We start from the raw sequence: 17,205 nt of genomic DNA, 5'->3' as shown, positions 1-17,205 counted from the left end.
TTCAGCCCTCGTCGCCGAGGATCTCCAGCGCGCGGCCGAGGTCGTCGGGATAGTCGCTGGTGAACGTCATCCACTCCCCCGTCGCCGGGTGCTCGAACGACAGCGACACCGCGTGCAGCCACTGCCGGCGCACGCCGAGGCGGGCGGCCAGGGTCGGGTCGGCGCCGTAGAGCAGGTCGCCCACGCACGGATGCCTGAGCGCGGCCATGTGGACCCGGATCTGGTGGGTCCGGCCGGTCTCCAGCTTGATGTCGAGCAGCGATGCCGCCCGGAACGCCTCGATCGTGTCGTAGTGCGTGACCGAGTCCTTGCCCCCGGCGACCACCGCGAAGCGTCCGTCGCCTGAGGGGTGCCGGTCGATCGGGGCGTCCACCGTGCCCCGCAGCGGGTCCATGTGCCCCTGGACGAGGGCGTGGTAGCGCTTGTCGACGGTGCGTTCCTTGAAGGCCCGCTTGAGGTGCGTGTAGGCTCGCTCGCTCTTGGCGACGACCATGACGCCGGTGGTGTTGGCGTCCAGCCGGTGGACGATGCCCTGCCGCTCGGCCGCGCCGCTGGTGGAGACGCGATGGCCGCCGCCGAGCAGGCCGCCGATCACGGTGGGGCCGGTCCAGCCGACGGTGGGGTGCGCGGCCACCCCGATCGGCTTGCTCACCACGACGACGTCGTCGTCCTCGTACACGATCGTCATGCCGGGCACGGGCTCGGCCACGGGCATCGGGGCGGCGGGGGGCGGCGGGATCGTGACGTCCAGCCAGGCGCCGGCGTGGACGCGGTCGGACTTCGCCGGGACCGCGCCGTCGACCAGCACCTCCCCGGCGGCGATCAGCTCGGCCGCGCGGGTGCGGGAGAAGCCGAACAACCGGGCCAGGGCGGCGTCGAGGCGCTCGCCCTCCAGCCCGTCGGGCACCGGAAGACTGCGGCGGTCACCCATCGGCCCGCTCCCTCGACCGGTCCCCCGCCTGCTCCCGGACCTGCTCCCGGTTCTGCTCAGGGGCCTGTTCGCGGGTGTCCGCAGGCTCCGCCGCGTGCTCCGCGCCGGTTCCGGAGGTCTCCTCCTCGATCTGGCGGGTGCCGTCGATCTGGTAGCCGCGCCAGGCCAGGAACACCGCGAGCGCGCCGCCGCAGACGATCGCCGAGTCCGCGACGTTGAACACCGGGAACCGGGTGACCGGGAACGCCTGGATGAAGTCGACCACGTGCCCCTGGAACGGCGCCGGCGACCGGAAGATGCGGTCGGTCAGGTTGCCGACGGCCCCGCCGAGCAGCAGCCCGAGCGTGATCGCCCAGGGCAGGCTGCGCAGCTGCCGGGCCGTACGGACGATCGCGACGACGACGGTCAGCGCGATCACCGTGAACACGATCGTCATGCCGGTGCCGATGCTGAAGGCGGCGCCGGCATTGCGGATCACGGTCAGGACGAGCGCGCCGGGAACGACGGTCAGGGGCTCCTCGTGCTCCAGGAACCTCACCACGAGAAACTTGCTGACCTGGTCGAGCGCGTAGATCACCGTGGCCACGACGACGAGGAGGGCGATCCTCCGCGCCCGGTTGGGCCTCGCCGGGTCGGCGCCGCTCAGCGGCGCTCCTCCCGCTGCTTGCACGCTACGCACAGCGTCGCCCTCGGGAACGCCCGCAGGCGCTCCTTGCCGATCGGCTTGTGGCACGATTCGCACTCTCCGTATGTCCCTGCGTCGACGCGGGCGATCGCCCGCTCGTTCTGCGCGAGCAGGTCGCGCGCATTCAGGGTAAGGGCGATCTCGCGCTCACGCTCATGGGTCTTGGCGCCGGCGTCCGCCGGATCGTCCCCCGCGCCCTGGCTCACGTCCCCCGAGGCGAGCTGCTCCTCCGCCCTGGCGATGTCGGCGCGCAGCTCCTCGATCTCGTGCCGCAGCCGCTCGCGGACCCCGGCGAGCTCCTCGGCGGACCAGACGTCCTCACTGATGGCGGCTCTCGCCGTGCGGGTCGTCATTGCGGGCCTCCCCTTCGCGCAGGAGCACTTCGACCAGGTCCGGGAAGCATAGGCCGCCGATAACGAATCGGCAACGGCCTCGCCGAGGCTTTTACCCCATCCGTACCAAATGGCACGTTCGGCCAGTTCCTCCCGGTGTCCGCGTATGTTCCTCCGACGTATTCCCACCTCACGCCGGATCTCACCCGGGTTCCGCCCGCTGTCGCCGGTCGCCGCCCACATATCGGGAAGCCCGCACGGCCGGTCCGCGTTATCCTCGTAGTCTGCAAGGCGTTGATGGGGACGAGTACCTCCGCATCCGCCCGCTCAGCGACCCGGGGATGGTGTGAGCCCGGGGCGGGCCGCGGTGGGAAGATCACCCCGGAGCCGCCGGAGGAAAGGCCATCGGCCGAGTAGAACCGGCAGCGGCAGCCAAACGAGAGGGCGTCCGGCAGCGGGCGTCAAGAAGGGTGGTACCGCGGAGCCGTCCCCGGCTTCGTCCCTTCACGCGTGAACATGCACTGTCAGCCACCGCGTGGAGGGTCACACCCGACGATGTCTTCCCACTACTTCCGCTCACTTCCCGCGCAGGTCGACCTGCCGGCCCTCGAACGAGAGGTCCTCGAACGCTGGCGGGACGGGAAGATCTTCGAGCGGTCTCTGGAACAGAACGCCGCCGGCCCCTCCTGGGTGTTCTACGAGGGCCCGCCCACCGCCAACGGCATGCCGGGCGTCCACCACGTGGAGGCCCGGGTCTTCAAGGACGTCTTCCCCCGCTACAAGTCGATGCGCGGCTACCACGTGCCCCGCAAGGCGGGCTGGGACTGCCACGGCCTGCCCGTCGAGGTCGCCGTGGAGAAGGAACTCGGCCTGTCCGGCAAGCCCGAGATCGAGGCGTACGGCATCGCCGAGTTCAACGAACGCTGCCGCGAGTCGGTGCTGCGGCACGTGGACGCGTTCGAGGAGATGACCGAGCGGATGGGCTACTGGGTCGACATGTCCCAGGCCTACCGCACGATGGACCCCCAGTACGTCGAGGCCGTCTGGTGGTCGCTCAAGGTCGTCTGGGACAAGGACCTGCTGTTCCGCGACCACCGGATCACGCCGTACTGCCCCCGCTGCGGCACGGGCCTGTCCGACCACGAGCTCGGCCAGCCCGGCGGCTACGAGACCGTGTCCAGCCCGTCGGTCTACGTCCGGATGCCCGTCGTCTCCGGTCCCCTGGCCGACCTGGGCGCCACTCTGCTGATCTGGACCACCACCCCCTGGACCCTGGTGTCCAACACCGCCGTCGCCGTGCACCCCGACGTGACGTACGTCGCGGCCCGGCGCGGTGACGAGGTGCTCGTGGTAGCCGAGCCGCTGCTGCGGCGGGTCCTGGGCGAGGATGCCGAAGTGCTGGCCAGCTACCAGGGTTCGGAGCTGGAGCACACCGCCTACCGGCGCCCCTTCGACCTGGTGGACATCGAGAACGCCCACTACGTCGTGCTCGGCACGTACGTCACGGTCGAGGACGGCACCGGCCTGGTCCACCAGGCGCCGGCCTTCGGCGCCGACGACATGGCGGTCTGCAAGCAGTACGGCCTGCCGGTCGTCAACCCGATCGGCCCCGACGGGCGCTTCGCGCCGGACGTGCCGTTCGTGGGCGGGCTGTTCTTCAAGGACGCCGACGAGCCGCTGACGGAGAACCTGCGCGAGCGCGGCCTGCTGTTCCGCGGGGAGCACTTCGAGCACAGCTACCCGCACTGCTGGCGCTGCCACACCCCGCTGCTCTACTACGCGCTCCCCTCCTGGTACATCAGGACCACCGCCGTCAAGGACCGGCTTCTCGCCGAGAACGAGCGGACGAACTGGTTCCCCGAGACGATCAAGCACGGCCGGTACGGCGAGTGGCTCCGTAACAACGTCGACTGGGCGCTGTCTCGGTCCCGCTACTGGGGCACGCCGCTGCCGCTGTGGGTCTGCTCGGCCGACGAGGACCACGTCACCTGCGTCGGCTCGCTGAAGGAGCTGGGCGAGCTGGCGGGCCGCGACCTGACCGCGCTCGACCCGCACCGCCCGTACGTCGACGACGTGTCCTTCCCCTGCCCGGCGTGTCAGGCGGAGGCGCGCCGGGTGCCGGACGTGATCGACGTCTGGTACGACTCGGGCGCCATGCCGTTCGCCCAGTGGGGCGCGCCGCTGGTCAACGAGGACGTCTTCGAGAAGTCCTACCCGGGTCAGTTCATCTGCGAGGCGATCGACCAGACCCGTGGCTGGTTCTACTCGATGATGGCCGTCGGCACGCTGGTCTTCGGCCGCTCGTCGTACGAGAACGTGCTGTGCCTCGGGCTGATCCTCGCCGAGGACGGCCGGAAGATGAGCAAGCACCTCGGCAACGTGCTGCGGCCGATGCCGCTGATGGACCAGCACGGCGCCGACTCCCTGCGCTGGTACATGGCCACCTCCGGCTCCCCCTGGGCGCCCCGGCGGATCGGTCACGCCGCGCTGGAGGAGATCGTCCGCAAGGTCCTGCTGACCTACTGGAACACCGCGTCGTTCTTCACCCTCTACGCCAACGCCGAGTCGTGGTCGCCCGCCCGGGTGGCCGACGCGCCGGCGTACGCCGACCGGCCGCTGATCGACCGGTGGGCGCTGGCGGAGCTGCACCGCACGGTGACGGAGGTCACCGCCTCGCTGGAGGAGTTCGACACGGCCCGTGCCGGACGGCGGCTCACCGAGTTCCTGGACGACCTGTCCAACTGGTACGTCCGCCGCTCGCGCCGCCGTTTCTGGACGGGCGAGGCCGCGGCCTTCGCGACGCTGTACGAGTGCCTGGAGACCGTCACCCGGCTCATGGCCCCGCTCGTGCCGTTCCTCACCGACTATCTGTGGGACGCGCTGCGTGACCAGGACGCTCCGGCCTCGGTGCACCTGGCGTCCTGGCCGGAGACGAACGCGGCGCTGCTCGACCCCGAGCTGTCGGAGCGGATGGCGCTGGTGCGCCGGCTCGTGGAGCTGGGCCGGTCGGCCCGCGCCTCCTCCTCGGTCAAGACCCGCCAGCCGCTCGGGCGGGCCCTGGTCGGGGCTCCGGGCTGGGCCGCGCTCCCCGGCGAGCTGCGCGAGCTGATCGCCGACGAGCTGAACGTCCAGCGGCTTGAGGACCTGTCCGGCTTCTCCGCCGACCTGGTGACGTTCACCGTCAAGCCGAACTTCCGCAGCCTCGGCAAGCGGTTCGGGTCGCAGACGAAGCTCGTGGCCTCCGCCGTGTCGGCCGCCGACCCGGCGGAGCTGGCCCGTGCGCTGCGCGCGGGCGGGTCCGCGAGGGTCGAGGCCGGGGAGCTGGGCACGGTGGAGCTCGGCCCGGACGACGTGATCGTCACCGAGCAGCCGAAGTCGGGCTGGGCCGTGGAGACCGGGGCGGTCGACACCGGCACCGGTGAGACCGTGGCCCTGGACCTGGCGATCACCGACGAGCTGCGCCGGGCGGGCCTGGTGCGCGACGTGATCCGGCTCGTCCAGGAGGCCCGCAAGTCCACCGGCCTGGCCATCACCGACCGCATCGATCTGTGGTGGTCGGCGGACGGCGAGCTGGCCGGGGCGCTGCGCGAGAGCGGGGCGGCCGTCGCCGAGGAAGTGCTGGCGGCGAGCATGACCGAGATCACCGCGGGCGGGGCCGGCCCTGAGGAGGACCTGCCGGCTCACGAGGACACCGACCTCGGCCTGTCCTTCCGGCTCCGCAAGGCCTGAACGAGCCGGGCGGTGTCCGGCGACCTGCCGGGCACCGCCCGCCTCTCCCCGCCGCAGCGGGCCGGTCGATCGTGGGGTGGCGGGAACAGTCTCCGGCCCGCTCGGGCCGGGAGGATCAGCCGTTCCGGCAGACCGAGCAGGGGGTGAGGCCGGACGCGTCGGCCTCGGCCCGCGTCATGGTCTCCACATCACTGTCGTCGATTCCGCTGACCAGGGGACAATCGGCGTTGTGGTAGCGCCGTGTGCCGATCATCACCCGCACCCGCGCGTCCCCGCTCCGGTCCGCGTCCGCGGACGGCTCGGCGGGGTGACCGGGGACATCGGCGTCATCAGTGTCATCCGCACCGCTGGCGTCACCGGCACCGTCAGTGTCATCGGCACCCCTGGTGTCATCGGCACCGTCAGTGTCATCGGCACCGCTGGCGTCATCGGCGCGGCCGGCTCGCTCGGCCGCGCCGCTCTTACCTGCGCCGCCGCTCTTACCTGCGCCCGCGCCGGAATCGCCGTCGCCGTCCGCGGCTGACGTGACGCCCGCGTCGTCGCCGGACGTGGCGGGGGCCGGCTTTGCGGTGGTGGGGCCGGCGGACGCCTCGAACCCGGCGCGCCCGGATTCGGTGGTCTCCGCCGGCTCCACCGGCTTCTCGCCCGGTGCCTTGGTCTCACCAGGCTTGGCGGGCTCGGCGGGACGGGAGGAAGCACTCTCCCCCGGGTCCTCGCCTCCAGCGGCGTTGGCCGGGGCCGGGTCCCAGGGCCGAAGCTTGCCGGGCCTGAACCAGTCGTGTTCCGCCGTGTCGGTGATCGACTCGTCCGTCTCGTCGTCGGCCCGGCCCGGTTCGTCCCCGGTGCCGGACGGCGACCAGGACCGCACGGGCCACGACGACACAGAAGACGCCGAGGACCCGGAAGCAGCCGCTCCTGTCGATCCCGACGACCCAGACGACCCAGACGATGCGGACGACCCAGACGACCCGGTGCCGGACGCCGGGCTCCCGGCTCCGGACGGCTTCGACGTGCTCCGGCCGAACCAGTCCACCGACGTGTGATCATCGCCCTCGTCATCGGTTTCGCCGGACGACTTCTCACGCGTTTCGTCTGTTTTATCGGGCCCTGTCGACGAGCCGGCCGCGGACGGCCCGGACGCGGGCGATGAGACGGTCGACGAACCGATGCCAGACGAGGCCGAACCGGACTTGCCGGCGCCAGACGACCCGGCGCCGGAAGTCGCGGTACCAGAAGTCGCGCTGCCGGGAGCGGAACGGGAAGGCTTCGGGTCGGTGGCCGCGGAGGCCCCTGCGGGGCGGTGCGTCGTCGTGGGCCCGGCTTCGGCGCCAGGAGCGTCGGCGCGGAGAGCGGCGTCACCGGCCGTCTTGTCACGAGCCGGGCTATCCCCGGCCGTGTCACCGCCCTTGTCTGCGCGGAGAGTGCCGACACGGGTCGTGTCGTCGTCGGCCGTCTTGTCACGGGCCACGCTGTCACGGGCCACGCTGTCACCGGCCACGCTGTCACCGGCCACGCTGTCACCGGCCGTGGCACTGCGGGGGGCCTCGGCGCGGAGGGTGGCGTCGCTCACCGCGCTGTACCCCTGTGCCCTATCACCCTGGGCCGCATCACCGTGGGCCGCGCTGTCAGCGGCCGTGCCGTCGGAAGCCGCGTCACCGGGGGCCGCGTCGGCCCGGGCCTTGTCGTCGCCCGGAGCGCCGTCGCGTGGTGTGGGCTCCTCCGGCCCCGCCGTACGGGCGGAGATCTCGGGGAGGCAGGTGGTGCAGGGGGTGAAGCCCTCCTCGCGAGCCTCCTCGTAGGTGAGCTCCTCGGTCTCGCGCCCCGCGAGCTGGCGGCAGGTGGCCAGGTGGAAGCGCCTGCGTCCGGGGATCACCAGGACGATCGCGTCGAGGGCGAGGCCGCGGCCGGTGGTGGCGGGCGGCCGGGAGACCGGTGCCGTCCGCTGGGGAGGCTGCGGCGGGAAGGGCTGCGCGGGGAACGCCTGGGAGGGGAAGGGCTGTGCCGGAAAAGCCTGGGGTGGTACAGCCCCGTGATGCGTGACCGGCGGTGCCGCCACCATGGGCGTCGCCACCGGGTGCGCTGGTGCCCCAGCGAGGGTTCCGCCGTACGCCCCGCTCATGGCGCCCACGGGCGCGAGCTGGGACGCGGTCGAACCCTGGGGGGTGGGAGCGGTCCCCTCGGCGGCACGCCCGCCGGACGGGAACAGCTCGTGGCGCCTCAGCAGTGCTCCGATCAGCAGACAGACCGCCGACAGCACGCTGACGACGATCGACCACATCACTAGAGGGGGCGTCCCCAGCACGACGCCCGCAATGAGCAGGACGATGGCGGCGAGGACGAGTGCGGCACTGATGAGGATCACGGGGGTTCTCCGAGCTACCGGGTCCGTGGTGGGACCCGCCACTGCTTACCGGCGGTCGTTGTGGGGGCCGTCGGGACCGGGGAAGGCGCCGGAGTGCTGGGGAGGCTCCTGGGCGAACGGGTTGGGCGCACCCGTGACCTGCTGCGGACCCGGCGCGGCGGCGTGGGCCATGGCCGGACCGCCACCGAGGATCGGGAAGGGGCCGCTGCCCTCGGCGGAGACGTTCAGCTTGCTGAGCTGATCCTCCAGGAACAGCTTGAGGCGGCTGCGGTACTCGCGCTCGATGATCCGCAGGTCCTCCACCTTGCGCTCGATCTCGTCGCGGGTCTGCACCAGCGTGCCCATGGCCTGGCGGTGCCGCTCCTGGGCGTCGCGCTCCAGCGTCTCGGCCCGGGCGCGGGCGTCGCCGATGATCTGCTCGGCCTGGCGGCGGGCCTTGCCGAGGATGTCGTCGGCCTCACGCCGGGCGCGGGTCACCGTCTCGTCCGCCTCGCGGCGGGCGTCGGCGATCGCCTGGTCGGCCGTCTGCTGCGCGAGGGCGAGCACGCGGGCCGCGGTGTCCATGTTGTCCTCGGCGGGCGGCAGGCCCATGCCGACCGGCACCGGCTCGGGGCGCGCCGGCTCCGGAGGCTTGATCGGCTCCGGCTGGGGGGCCATCATCTCGGGCTTGGGCTCGGCCACGGGAGCCGACGCCATCTGCATGGAGCCCGGCATGCCCATGCCGCCGGGGACCTTGCCCCTGAGGCACTCGGCCAGCTTCGCGCGGAGTTCCTCGTTCTCCTGGATGAGACGGTCAAGCTCGGCCTCGACCTCGTCGAGGAACGCGTCGACCTCCTCCTCGTCGTACCCCGGCCTCAGCCGGGTGGTACTGAACTGCTTGTTCCGCACATCAGCGGGCGTCAACGGCATTTGGGTCTCCTTGGCGCGCTTGGAGTCTGTCCGGTAGAGCGTGTTACCCGATCAACGTGGAAGCGCGTTCACGACTTGGATCAAGACCAAAACCACAATGAACAGCACTGTGAAGCTCAGGTCAAAGGCCACCGTACCCAACCTGAGGGGCGGAATGAAACGGCGGAGGAACTTGAGGGGTGGGTCGGTCGCCGTATAGGTGACCTCCGCCAGCACCAGGACGACCCCGGTGGGCCGCCAGGCGCGGGCGAACGCCTGCACCGTATCTATGATCATTCTGCCGATCAGCAGAACCAGGTAGAGGGTCAGGGCGATGACCAAGATCTCGCTAATGATCCCCACGGTTGAGCCCCGCCTCCCCTCGGTTCCGCCGCCTGCGGGCCGCACGGGCGCCGCTCAGCCGGTCACTGTTCATGTATGGAACTCTAGCTCTGGTTGAAGAAGCCGCGTTCCGCGATTCTGGCCTTGTCCTCGGCGGTCACCTCAACGTTGGCGGGGGACAACAGGAACACCTTGTTGGTAACACGTTCGATGCTGCCGTGTAGGCCAAAGACGAGACCTGCCGCGAAATCGACAAGGCGCTTGGCGTCGCTGTCGACCATCTCCGTCAGATTCATGATGACCGGCGTGCCCTCGCGGAAGTGCTCGCCGATCGTGCGCGCCTCGTTGTACGTGCGCGGATGCAGGGTGGTGATCCGCGCCAGATCGGTCGTACGGCGCTCCAGCACGGCCGTGGGGGGACGCGGGGCCGGGACGGACGTCTCGGTGTCCTCATCGCGCTCCTGAGCCCCGGCGTGCGCGCCGGAGGACGCGGCGAAGCCGCGCCGCGGCGACTCGTAGTCCTCGTCGCCGTAGTCTTCGTCGGTGCCGTACTCCGCCGTGTACCTGTCTTCGTAGCGGTCGTCCTCCACGAGACCGAGGTAGACCGCCATCTTGCGCATCGCGCCGGCCATCGCTCGTCGTCCTCCGCGTTTCTGGTGCCTACAAGGTCCCTGGGGAAGGCCAGGGCGGTAGCCGTACCCCCCTTGGAGCTCACCGCTGATCGACCTCTACCTGGAGCGCGGACACCGTGGTCCACTTGGGGGACATTACCTGACGAAGGGCTTTCTGCGGCCGAGCAACGCCGTACCGACTCTCAGGTGTGTCGCGCCGTTCGCGATGGCCTGGGGGATGTCTCCGCTCATTCCGGCCGATATCACGTCCGCCTCGGGGTAGTCCTCGCGGAGCCGCCCGGAGACGGCCCGCAACCGGGCGAACGCCGGCGCCGGGTCCTCCCCCAGCGGGGCGACCGCCATGACCCCCCGCAGCCGCAGCCCCTCGGTCTTCGCGACGAGTTCCGCGAGGGCGGGCACCTCCTCCGGCCGCGCGCCGCCCCGCCCGGTCCCCTCGTCGAGGGAGACCTGGATGAGGCAGTCCACCTGGCGCCCGGCCCGTACGGCCTCGCGGCCGAGCGCCTCCACCAGGCGGGGACGGTCGACCGAGTGGACCATGTGAGCGTAGGCGACGACGGAGCGGACCTTGTTCGACTGCAGCTGGCCGATGAAGTGCCAGGTGAGGCCGAGGTCCGCGCAGGCGGAGGCCTTGTCCGCCGCCTCCCGGTCGCGGTTCTCGCCGACGTGCGAGACGCCCAGACCGGCGAGCAGCCGGACGTCGGAGGCCGGGTAGGTCTTGGTCACCGCGATGAGGGTGAGCTCCTTCCGCGACCGGCCGGCCGCCCGGCACGCCTCCTCGACGCGCCTCTCGACCTCCGATAAGGCGGCGGCCAGCTCCGCACGCCGGTCCGCCTGCCGGTCAGCCGGAAGGTCGTCCCGCCGGTCGTCTCGCCGGTCAGTCACTGACCCCACCCGCGAGCGGCCGCCCCGTCGCGCCCCTCACCTCGGCCACGCCGGGCGGGCCGGGCGGATCGGGCGGGCCAGGCGGGAAGGTCACTTGAGGAAGTCCGGCACGTCGAGCTCCTCCTCCTGCTCCTCGAACACCACCGGACGCCGGGGGCCCGGCTGGGAGGCGCGGGAGGTGATCGGAGTCGGCGGCTCCGGTGCGGGCCGCGGGATCGACACCGGACCGGTGACGCCCTGGTCACGCGCGCCGTCGGCCGCGTCCCGGGGGAACGGCGTGACTCCCTCGGCCTGCTGGGCCTGCGGCGCGGCCGCCTGCTGGGCGGGCTGGCCCACCGGCTGGGCCGGCGGCGGCACGGCGCCCGCCTGCGGCTGGGCGTTCATGGTGGCGGCCTGTGCCGGCTGCATGGTGGCGGGCGGCGGCGTGGGCGCCGGGGCGGGCGGCGTCGCCGAGCCGACCGGCCGTACGGCGGGCTGAGCCGGCTCCGGGCGCGGCTCCGGCCTGACCGGTGCCGGGGTGGCGGGACGCGCGGCCTGGGCCGGCGCCGGGCGGGCCTGCTGCGGGCGCGCCACCGGAGCGGCCACCGGCTTGACCGGAGCGGGTTCGTCGAACCCGGCCGCGATGACCGTCACCCGCACCTCGTCGCCGAGCGCGTCGTCGATGACCGTGCCAAAGATGATGTTGGCGTCGATGGCGGCGGCGTTGCTGACGAGCTGGGCCGCCTCGTTGATCTCGAACAGGCCGAGGTCGGAGCCGCCGGCGATGGACAGCAGCACACCGTGGGCGCCGTCGATGCTCGCCTCCAGCAGCGGGCTGGAGACGGCCATCTCGGCGGCGGCGACCGACCGGTCGTCGCCCCGCGCGTGCCCGATGCCCATGAGAGCCGAACCCGCGCCGGACATGACCGACTTGACGTCGGCGAAGTCCAGGTTGATCAGACCGGGCGTGGTGATGAGGTCGGTGATTCCCTGCACACCGGACAGCAGCACCTGGTCGGCCGCCTTGAAGGCGTCGAGCACGCTCACCTGGCGGTCGGAGATCGACAGCAGCCGGTCGTTCGGAATGACGATCAGCGTGTCGACCTCCTCGCGGAGGGTCTCGATTCCGGCCTCGGCCTGCATGGCCCGGCGCTTGCCCTCGAAGCTGAAGGGCCGGGTGACGACTCCTATCGTGAGCGCACCAAGTGAGCGGGCGATGCTGGCCACCACGGGCGCACCGCCGGTTCCGGTGCCGCCGCCCTCGCCGGCGGTCACGAAGACCATGTCGGCCCCCTTGAGGACCTCCTCGATCTCCTCCCGATGGTCTTCGGCCGCCTTACGGCCCACCTCCGGGTTGGCGCCCGCGCCGAGGCCCCGCGTGAGCTCGCGCCCCACGTCGAGTTTCACGTCGGCGTCACTCATCAGCAGCGCCTGGGCGTCAGTGTTGATGGCGATGAACTCGACGCCCTTGAGTCCCTCCTCGATCATCCGGTTGACGGCGTTCACTCCGCCGCCGCCGATGCCGACGACCTTGATGACCGCGAGGTAGTTCTGCGGTGCTGCCACGACGAGGGGCCTTTCCGCTCGTTTGCGTTTTCATGCGGGCAGGGCCCGCCGTCTCTTCTCTTGAACTCTCACCCTCAAGTTGAGATTTAGAGTTATGTCAACCTGAGGATTGATACGGACAGTAGGGTTGCGCCTCCCCCAGGGTCAACTAACCGCGCCGCAAGGCAGTCCGGCGTGTCGCGCGCTGTCCTATTCGCACGATGCCCCGTTCCAGGACGGCTTCGGCCGGTCCGAGCACGGTCAGTGAGATTTCTCACCTGACCGTCACCAGCCCGGGTGAGCTGACGTCGTAGCTCTTCCCCGGCTTGGCCAGCGCGGCGAGCAGCACCCGCCCCTTACGGGCCGAGTCGCCGGCGTCTCCCCAGGTGACGGAGCGGCCGTCGGTGAGCTTCAGGGTGATCGACCGGGGCGAGGGAGCGCGCAGCTCCCGCAGCCGGTCGAGGAGGTCGGCCGGCAGCGCCCGGAGCACGGTGAGGCCCGCCCGGGTGGCGGGATCGTCGGCGGCGGCCCGCTCGACGCGCAGCACCGGAAGCCGCGGCGGGGCGACCGTCACCTGCTGCAGGACGACCCCGTACCGGTCGATCACCGCGGTCTCGACGCCCAGGGGGACCACCGCCGCGGGGACGCGCTCGACCACGCTGATCCGCAGCGTGCCGGGCCAGACGCGGCCGGCCGTGGCCGACTCGACGGCGCGCAGCGCCCGCACCCGCCCCTCGACCCCGGCGAGGTCCACGGTGGCGAGCGGCGTGCCCGTCCGCACTCCCGCCGCCTCGCGCAGCTCCTCGGCCGGGACGCGGCCGTTGCCGGTGATCTCGACCTCCCGCACGCCGAGGACGGGCGAGAAGAACACGACCCAGGTGGCGACGCCCACGACACCGCCGGTCAGCAGGGTGGCGAGCGCCGAGCGCCGGACGGCCCGCCTCACCGGGCGGACAGCTCCGCGACGATTCGCGGGCCGAGCTCGGTGACGTCCCCCGCGCCCATCGTGAGGACGATGTCCCCGGCGCGGGCCCGGCCGGCGACGACTGCGGGCACGGCCGCGCGGTCGGGGGCGTAGACCACCCGCTCGGCCGGCAGCGGCACCTTCCCGGCGACGAGCGCCCCGGAGACGCCGGGCTCGGGGTCCTCCCGCGCGCCGTACACGTCGAGCACGACGACCTCGTCCGCCAGGCCGAGCGCGGCGCCGAACTCGTCGGCGAAGAACCGGGTGCGCGAGTAGAGATGCGGCTGGAAGACCGCGATGACCCGGCCGTCGCCGCCGACCACGTCGCGGGCGGCCCGCAGGTCGGCGGTCAGCTCGGTCGGGTGGTGGGCGTAGCTGTCGAAGACCGTCACGCCGCGGGCCTCGCCCTTGGACTCGAAGCGCCGCTTGGCGCCGGTGAAGGCGGCGAGGCCCTCCTTGACGTCGTCGAAGCGCAGGCCGAGGTGCAGCGCCACGGCGATCACCGCGGTGGCGTTGACCGCGTTGTGCCGGCCGGGCACGGCCAGGCGCACCTCTCCGCGTCCGGGCCCGCCGGGCGCACCCGGGCCGAGCTCCACCCGGAACTCCACGCCGAGCCCGCGCGGGGCGACGTCGGTCGTGCGCAGATCCACCCCGGCGCTCTCGCCGTACGTGACGACGGCGAGGCCGCGCTCGCGGGCGATCGGCACCAGGGCGGCGGCACCGGGGTCGTCGGCGCAGACGACCAGCAGCGACCCGACGTGCTCGACGAAGCGGGCGAAGCCGTCGTGGACGGCCTGGGGGTCTCCGTAGTTGTCGAGGTGGTCGGCCTCGACGTTGGTCACGACGGCGATCCGCGGCGCGAGCATGAGGAAGGAGCCGTCGCTCTCGTCGGCCTCGGCCACGAACACCTCGCCCGTGCCGTCGTCGGCGCCGAGACCGGTCGTGACGAGCTGACCTCCGACGCAGTACGACGGGTCCTCGCCGCACTTCTGCAGCGCCACGGTCAGCATGGAGGTGGTCGTGGTCTTTCCGTGGGTGCCGGCGACGGCGATGCCGGTGCGGCCGGACATCACCGAGGCCAGCGCCGCGGCGCGCGGGATCACCCGCAGGTTCTGGCGCAGCGCCTCGCCCAGCTCGGGGTTGGAGTCGCGGATCGCGGTGGAGACGACGACGGTGTCGACGTCCTTGATGTGGGAGGCGGCGTGGCCGACGTGGACGGTGGCCCCCAGCTCGCGCAGCTCGGTCAGCTGCGCGGACGGGCGCGCGTCGCTGCCCGACACCGGCACTCCCCGCTTGAGCAGGATCCGGGCGATGCCGGACATTCCGGAGCCGCCGATGCCGATGAAGTGCACCCGCCCCAGGTCGGCCGCCGGGACGGGGTCCACGAGCTTGACGAGACTCATCGGGAAGCGATCTCCAGCACCTTGCGGGCGAGCGTCGTGTCGGCGTCCTTGCGGCCCATCCGGGAGGCCGCCTCGGACATCGCGACCACGCGCTCGGGGTCGTTCAGGATCGGCAGCAGCGTGTGGACGATCCAGGCCGCCGACAGATCCGCGTCGTCGACCATCAGGCCGCCCCCGGCCCGGACGATCGGCTCGGCGTTGAGGCGCTGCTCGCCGTTGCCGTGCGGCAGCGGCACGAACGCCGCGGGCAGCCCCACGGCGGTCAGCTCGGCGCAGGTCATGGCGCCCGCGCGGGACAGGACGAGGTCGGCCGCGGCGTAGGCGAGGTCCATCCGGTCGACGTACGGGAGGATCACGTACTGCGGGTCGCCGGGCGGCGGCTCGATCTCGACGGTGTTCTTCGGCCCGACCACGTGCAGCACCTGGACGCCCGCGGCGCGCAGGTGGGGCGCGGCCTCCAGCGCCGCCTGGTTGACCGAGCGGGCGCCCTGCGAGCCGCCGAACACCAGCAGCGTCACCCGGTCGGACTCCAGCCCGAAGTAGGACCGCGCCTTGTCCCCCATCGACAGGCGGTCCATCATGCCGATCTCCCGGCGCAGCGGAATGCCGACGTACTCCGCGTTGGGGAGCACGGCGTCCGGGTGCCCGGTGAAGACGTGCTCGGTGAGGCGGGCGCCGAGCCGGTTGGCCAGGCCGGGCCGCGGGTTGGCCTCGTGGACCACGATCGGCACGCCGCGCCGCCGGGCGCCGAGGTAGGCGGGGGTGGCGACGTAGCCGCCGAAGCCGACCAGGACGTCCGCGCCGACCCTCTCCAGGATCCCGGCGGCACTGCCGATGGCCCCGGCGAGCCGGCCGGGCACGGTGAGGAGCTTGGGGCTGAGCGAGCGGGGCAGCGGCACGGCGGGCAGGAGCTCCAGCTCGTAGCCGCGCGCGGGCACCAGGCGGGTCTCGAGTCCGCGCTCGGTGCCGAGGCAGGTGATGCCGATCCTCGGGTCGAGCCGGCGAAGCGCGTCGGCCAGCGCGAGCGCCGGCTCGATGTGGCCGGCCGTCCCGCCGCCGGCGAGGACCACCCTCATGTCACTCCCTGCTCTCTCGCGGATGTTCCCGCGGACGTTCTCGCGAATGCTCCCGCGGCTGCTCCCGCGTCGTTTTCACTCGTGCCGTACGCGGCCGTGCCGTCCGCCGGACGGCCTCGCGCGGGGACGCGGGCCGGCGCCAGGCTCGGGCGTTCAGGCCAAGCCAGCTTAGAGCCCGCGCGGCCGGTCCGAGGCCACGGGCCGCCAGCGCCTCGGCCGCGCCCGGCTCCCGCTTGGCGAACGACAGCAGCATGCCGAGCGCCGCGAGCGTCGGCAGCAGCGCCGATCCGCCGTACGACACGAGCGGCAGCGGGATGCCGGTGACCGGGAAGACCCCGATGACCGCGCCGATGTTGACGACGGCCTGCCCGGCGATCCAGGCGGTGGCGGCGGCCGACGCCAGCCGGACGAAGGGGTCCCTGGTCCGCATGGCGATGCGCAGGCCCGCGTAGCCGAGCAGGCCGAACAGCGCGACCACCACGAGCGTGCCCAGCAGCCCGAGCTCCTCTCCGATGATGGAGAAGATGAAGTCGCTCTCGGCGTGGGGCAGATAGTTCCACTTCTGCCGGCTCGCGCCCAGCCCGATGCCGAACCAGCCGCCCGACCCCATCGCCATCAGCCCCTGCACGGACTGGAACCCCTCGTGCTGCGCGGTCTCCCAGGGATTCAGGAAGCCGGTCAGGCGGCGGAGCCGGTAGGGCTCGGCGATGATCATAGTCGCGGTCGCCAGCGCGAGCAGCCCGAGGATGCCGCCGAAGAGCCGCACGGGCGCGCCGACCACCCAGAGCAGCGCCAGGAAGATCATCATGAGCACGAACGTCGTGCCGAGGTCGCGCCCGATCATGACCAGGACGGCCAGCAGGGCCACGCCCGGCATCAGCGGGATCAGCAGCTGACGCCACTCGATGCGGCCGCCGCGCGCCCGCGCCGCGAGCAGGTCGGCCCCCCACAGCACCAGGGCCAGCTTCGCCGGCTCCGACGGCTGCACGGAGAACGGGCCGATGACGATCCACCGCTGGGCGCCCAGCAGTTCCTGGCCGAGGAAGATGACCATGAGCAGGCCGAGCACCGACAAGCCCATCAGCGGATAGCCGGTCAGGCGGAAGAACCGCTGCGGCAGCCGGGAGCAGACCCACATGAGTGGGAGCCCGATCGCCACCGACGTGACCTGCTTGACGAACCAGTAGAACGGGTTCCCGGTCCGCTGCAGCGCCTCGATGCTCGACGCCGACAGCACCATCATCAGCCCGAGGGCGAGCAGCAGCGCGCTGCAGCCCAGCACGAGGTGGTAGGACGTCAGCGGGCGGCCGAGCAGCTCACGCAGCGCCGCGACCTGGGCGCCGGCCCAGCCGCCCGGCGTCTGCTCGCCCGGCGTCCGATCACGCTGGGCCCGCTCGCCCTGGGCCGGCTCCGTCTGGGCCCGCTCACCCTGGGCCCGCTCACCCTGGGCCCGGC

At 72.3% G+C, this 17,205-nt stretch carries 14 protein-coding genes; 1 reads left to right on the top strand and 13 read right to left on the bottom strand.

The features are described from left to right. Window position 1: 1 nt before the first annotated feature. Genes OG344_RS21670 through OG344_RS21660 form a run of 3 tightly spaced genes read right to left on the bottom strand, consistent with a single transcriptional unit; the run spans window position 2 to window position 1,969 of the window. A complete protein-coding gene (locus OG344_RS21670; protein ID WP_327045135.1) occupies window positions 2–931 on the bottom strand; it encodes an RluA family pseudouridine synthase in 930 nt (309 codons plus the stop codon). Continuing rightward, the gene (lspA, locus tag OG344_RS21665; RefSeq protein WP_405084630.1) at window positions 924–1,601 is read right to left on the bottom strand and encodes a signal peptidase II; all 678 of its coding nucleotides are present in this window, start codon (window positions 1,599–1,601) and stop codon (window positions 924–926) included. Before lspA ends, OG344_RS21670 begins: the two co-directional genes overlap by 8 nt. Next, window positions 1,574–1,969, bottom strand: a complete 396-nt coding sequence (locus tag OG344_RS21660) for a TraR/DksA family transcriptional regulator (protein ID WP_405084629.1) — start codon at window positions 1,967–1,969, stop codon at window positions 1,574–1,576. The genes lspA and OG344_RS21660 overlap by 28 nt, the downstream gene beginning before the upstream one ends. Before the next feature lie 534 nt (window positions 1,970–2,503). Here OG344_RS21660 and ileS point away from each other — a divergent pair. Next, on the top strand, window positions 2,504–5,677 hold the full coding sequence (gene ileS, locus OG344_RS21655) for an isoleucine--tRNA ligase (RefSeq protein ID WP_405084628.1): 3,174 nt from the start codon (window positions 2,504–2,506) through the stop codon (window positions 5,675–5,677). Window positions 5,678–5,792: 115 nt separating this feature from the next. Here the strand turns inward: ileS and OG344_RS21650 are convergent, their stop codons facing one another. From OG344_RS21650 to ftsW, 10 genes are all read right to left on the bottom strand, one after another. Then, window positions 5,793–8,039: a hypothetical protein gene (locus tag OG344_RS21650; RefSeq protein WP_405084627.1), complete on the bottom strand. Its 2,247-nt coding sequence runs from the start codon at window positions 8,037–8,039 to the stop codon at window positions 5,793–5,795. A gap of 45 nt (window positions 8,040–8,084) precedes the next feature. Then, window positions 8,085–8,948 (bottom strand): DivIVA domain-containing protein, encoded by an 864-nt coding sequence (locus OG344_RS21645; protein WP_405084626.1) that lies wholly within the window; start codon window positions 8,946–8,948, stop codon window positions 8,085–8,087. A 51-nt stretch (window positions 8,949–8,999) separates the two neighbouring features. Further along, a complete protein-coding gene (locus tag OG344_RS21640) occupies window positions 9,000–9,290 on the bottom strand; it encodes a YggT family protein (protein ID WP_150933093.1) in 291 nt (96 codons plus the stop codon). A gap of 83 nt (window positions 9,291–9,373) precedes the next feature. Beyond that, window positions 9,374–9,901, bottom strand: coding sequence for a cell division protein SepF (locus OG344_RS21635; protein WP_405084625.1), 528 nt, complete (start codon window positions 9,899–9,901; stop codon window positions 9,374–9,376). A gap of 135 nt (window positions 9,902–10,036) precedes the next feature. Then, a complete protein-coding gene (locus OG344_RS21630; protein WP_405084624.1) occupies window positions 10,037–10,783 on the bottom strand; it encodes a YggS family pyridoxal phosphate-dependent enzyme in 747 nt (248 codons plus the stop codon). Window positions 10,784–10,873: 90 nt separating this feature from the next. Next, window positions 10,874–12,328 (bottom strand): cell division protein FtsZ, encoded by a 1,455-nt coding sequence (gene ftsZ / locus OG344_RS21625; protein ID WP_405084623.1) that lies wholly within the window; start codon window positions 12,326–12,328, stop codon window positions 10,874–10,876. 253 nt (window positions 12,329–12,581) lie between these two features. Beyond that, a complete protein-coding gene (locus OG344_RS21620; protein WP_327045126.1) occupies window positions 12,582–13,253 on the bottom strand; it encodes an FtsQ-type POTRA domain-containing protein in 672 nt (223 codons plus the stop codon). Beyond that, on the bottom strand, window positions 13,250–14,674 hold the full coding sequence (murC, locus tag OG344_RS21615; protein WP_327045125.1) for a UDP-N-acetylmuramate--L-alanine ligase: 1,425 nt from the start codon (window positions 14,672–14,674) through the stop codon (window positions 13,250–13,252). The genes OG344_RS21620 and murC overlap by 4 nt, the downstream gene beginning before the upstream one ends. Further along, the gene (gene murG, locus OG344_RS21610; protein ID WP_327045124.1) at window positions 14,671–15,750 is read right to left on the bottom strand and encodes an undecaprenyldiphospho-muramoylpentapeptide beta-N-acetylglucosaminyltransferase; all 1,080 of its coding nucleotides are present in this window, start codon (window positions 15,748–15,750) and stop codon (window positions 14,671–14,673) included. Before murG ends, murC begins: the two co-directional genes overlap by 4 nt. A gap of 1 nt (window position 15,751) precedes the next feature. Continuing rightward, the gene (gene ftsW, locus OG344_RS21605; RefSeq protein ID WP_405089136.1) at window positions 15,752–17,074 is read right to left on the bottom strand and encodes a putative lipid II flippase FtsW; all 1,323 of its coding nucleotides are present in this window, start codon (window positions 17,072–17,074) and stop codon (window positions 15,752–15,754) included. Between the last annotated feature and the right edge of the window lie 131 nt (window positions 17,075–17,205).

This window comes from Microbispora sp. NBC_01389 (genome assembly GCF_045040095.1).
Classification (GTDB): domain Bacteria; phylum Actinomycetota; class Actinomycetes; order Streptosporangiales; family Streptosporangiaceae; genus Microbispora.
This window is presented reverse-complemented; position numbering and strand designations above follow the sequence as displayed.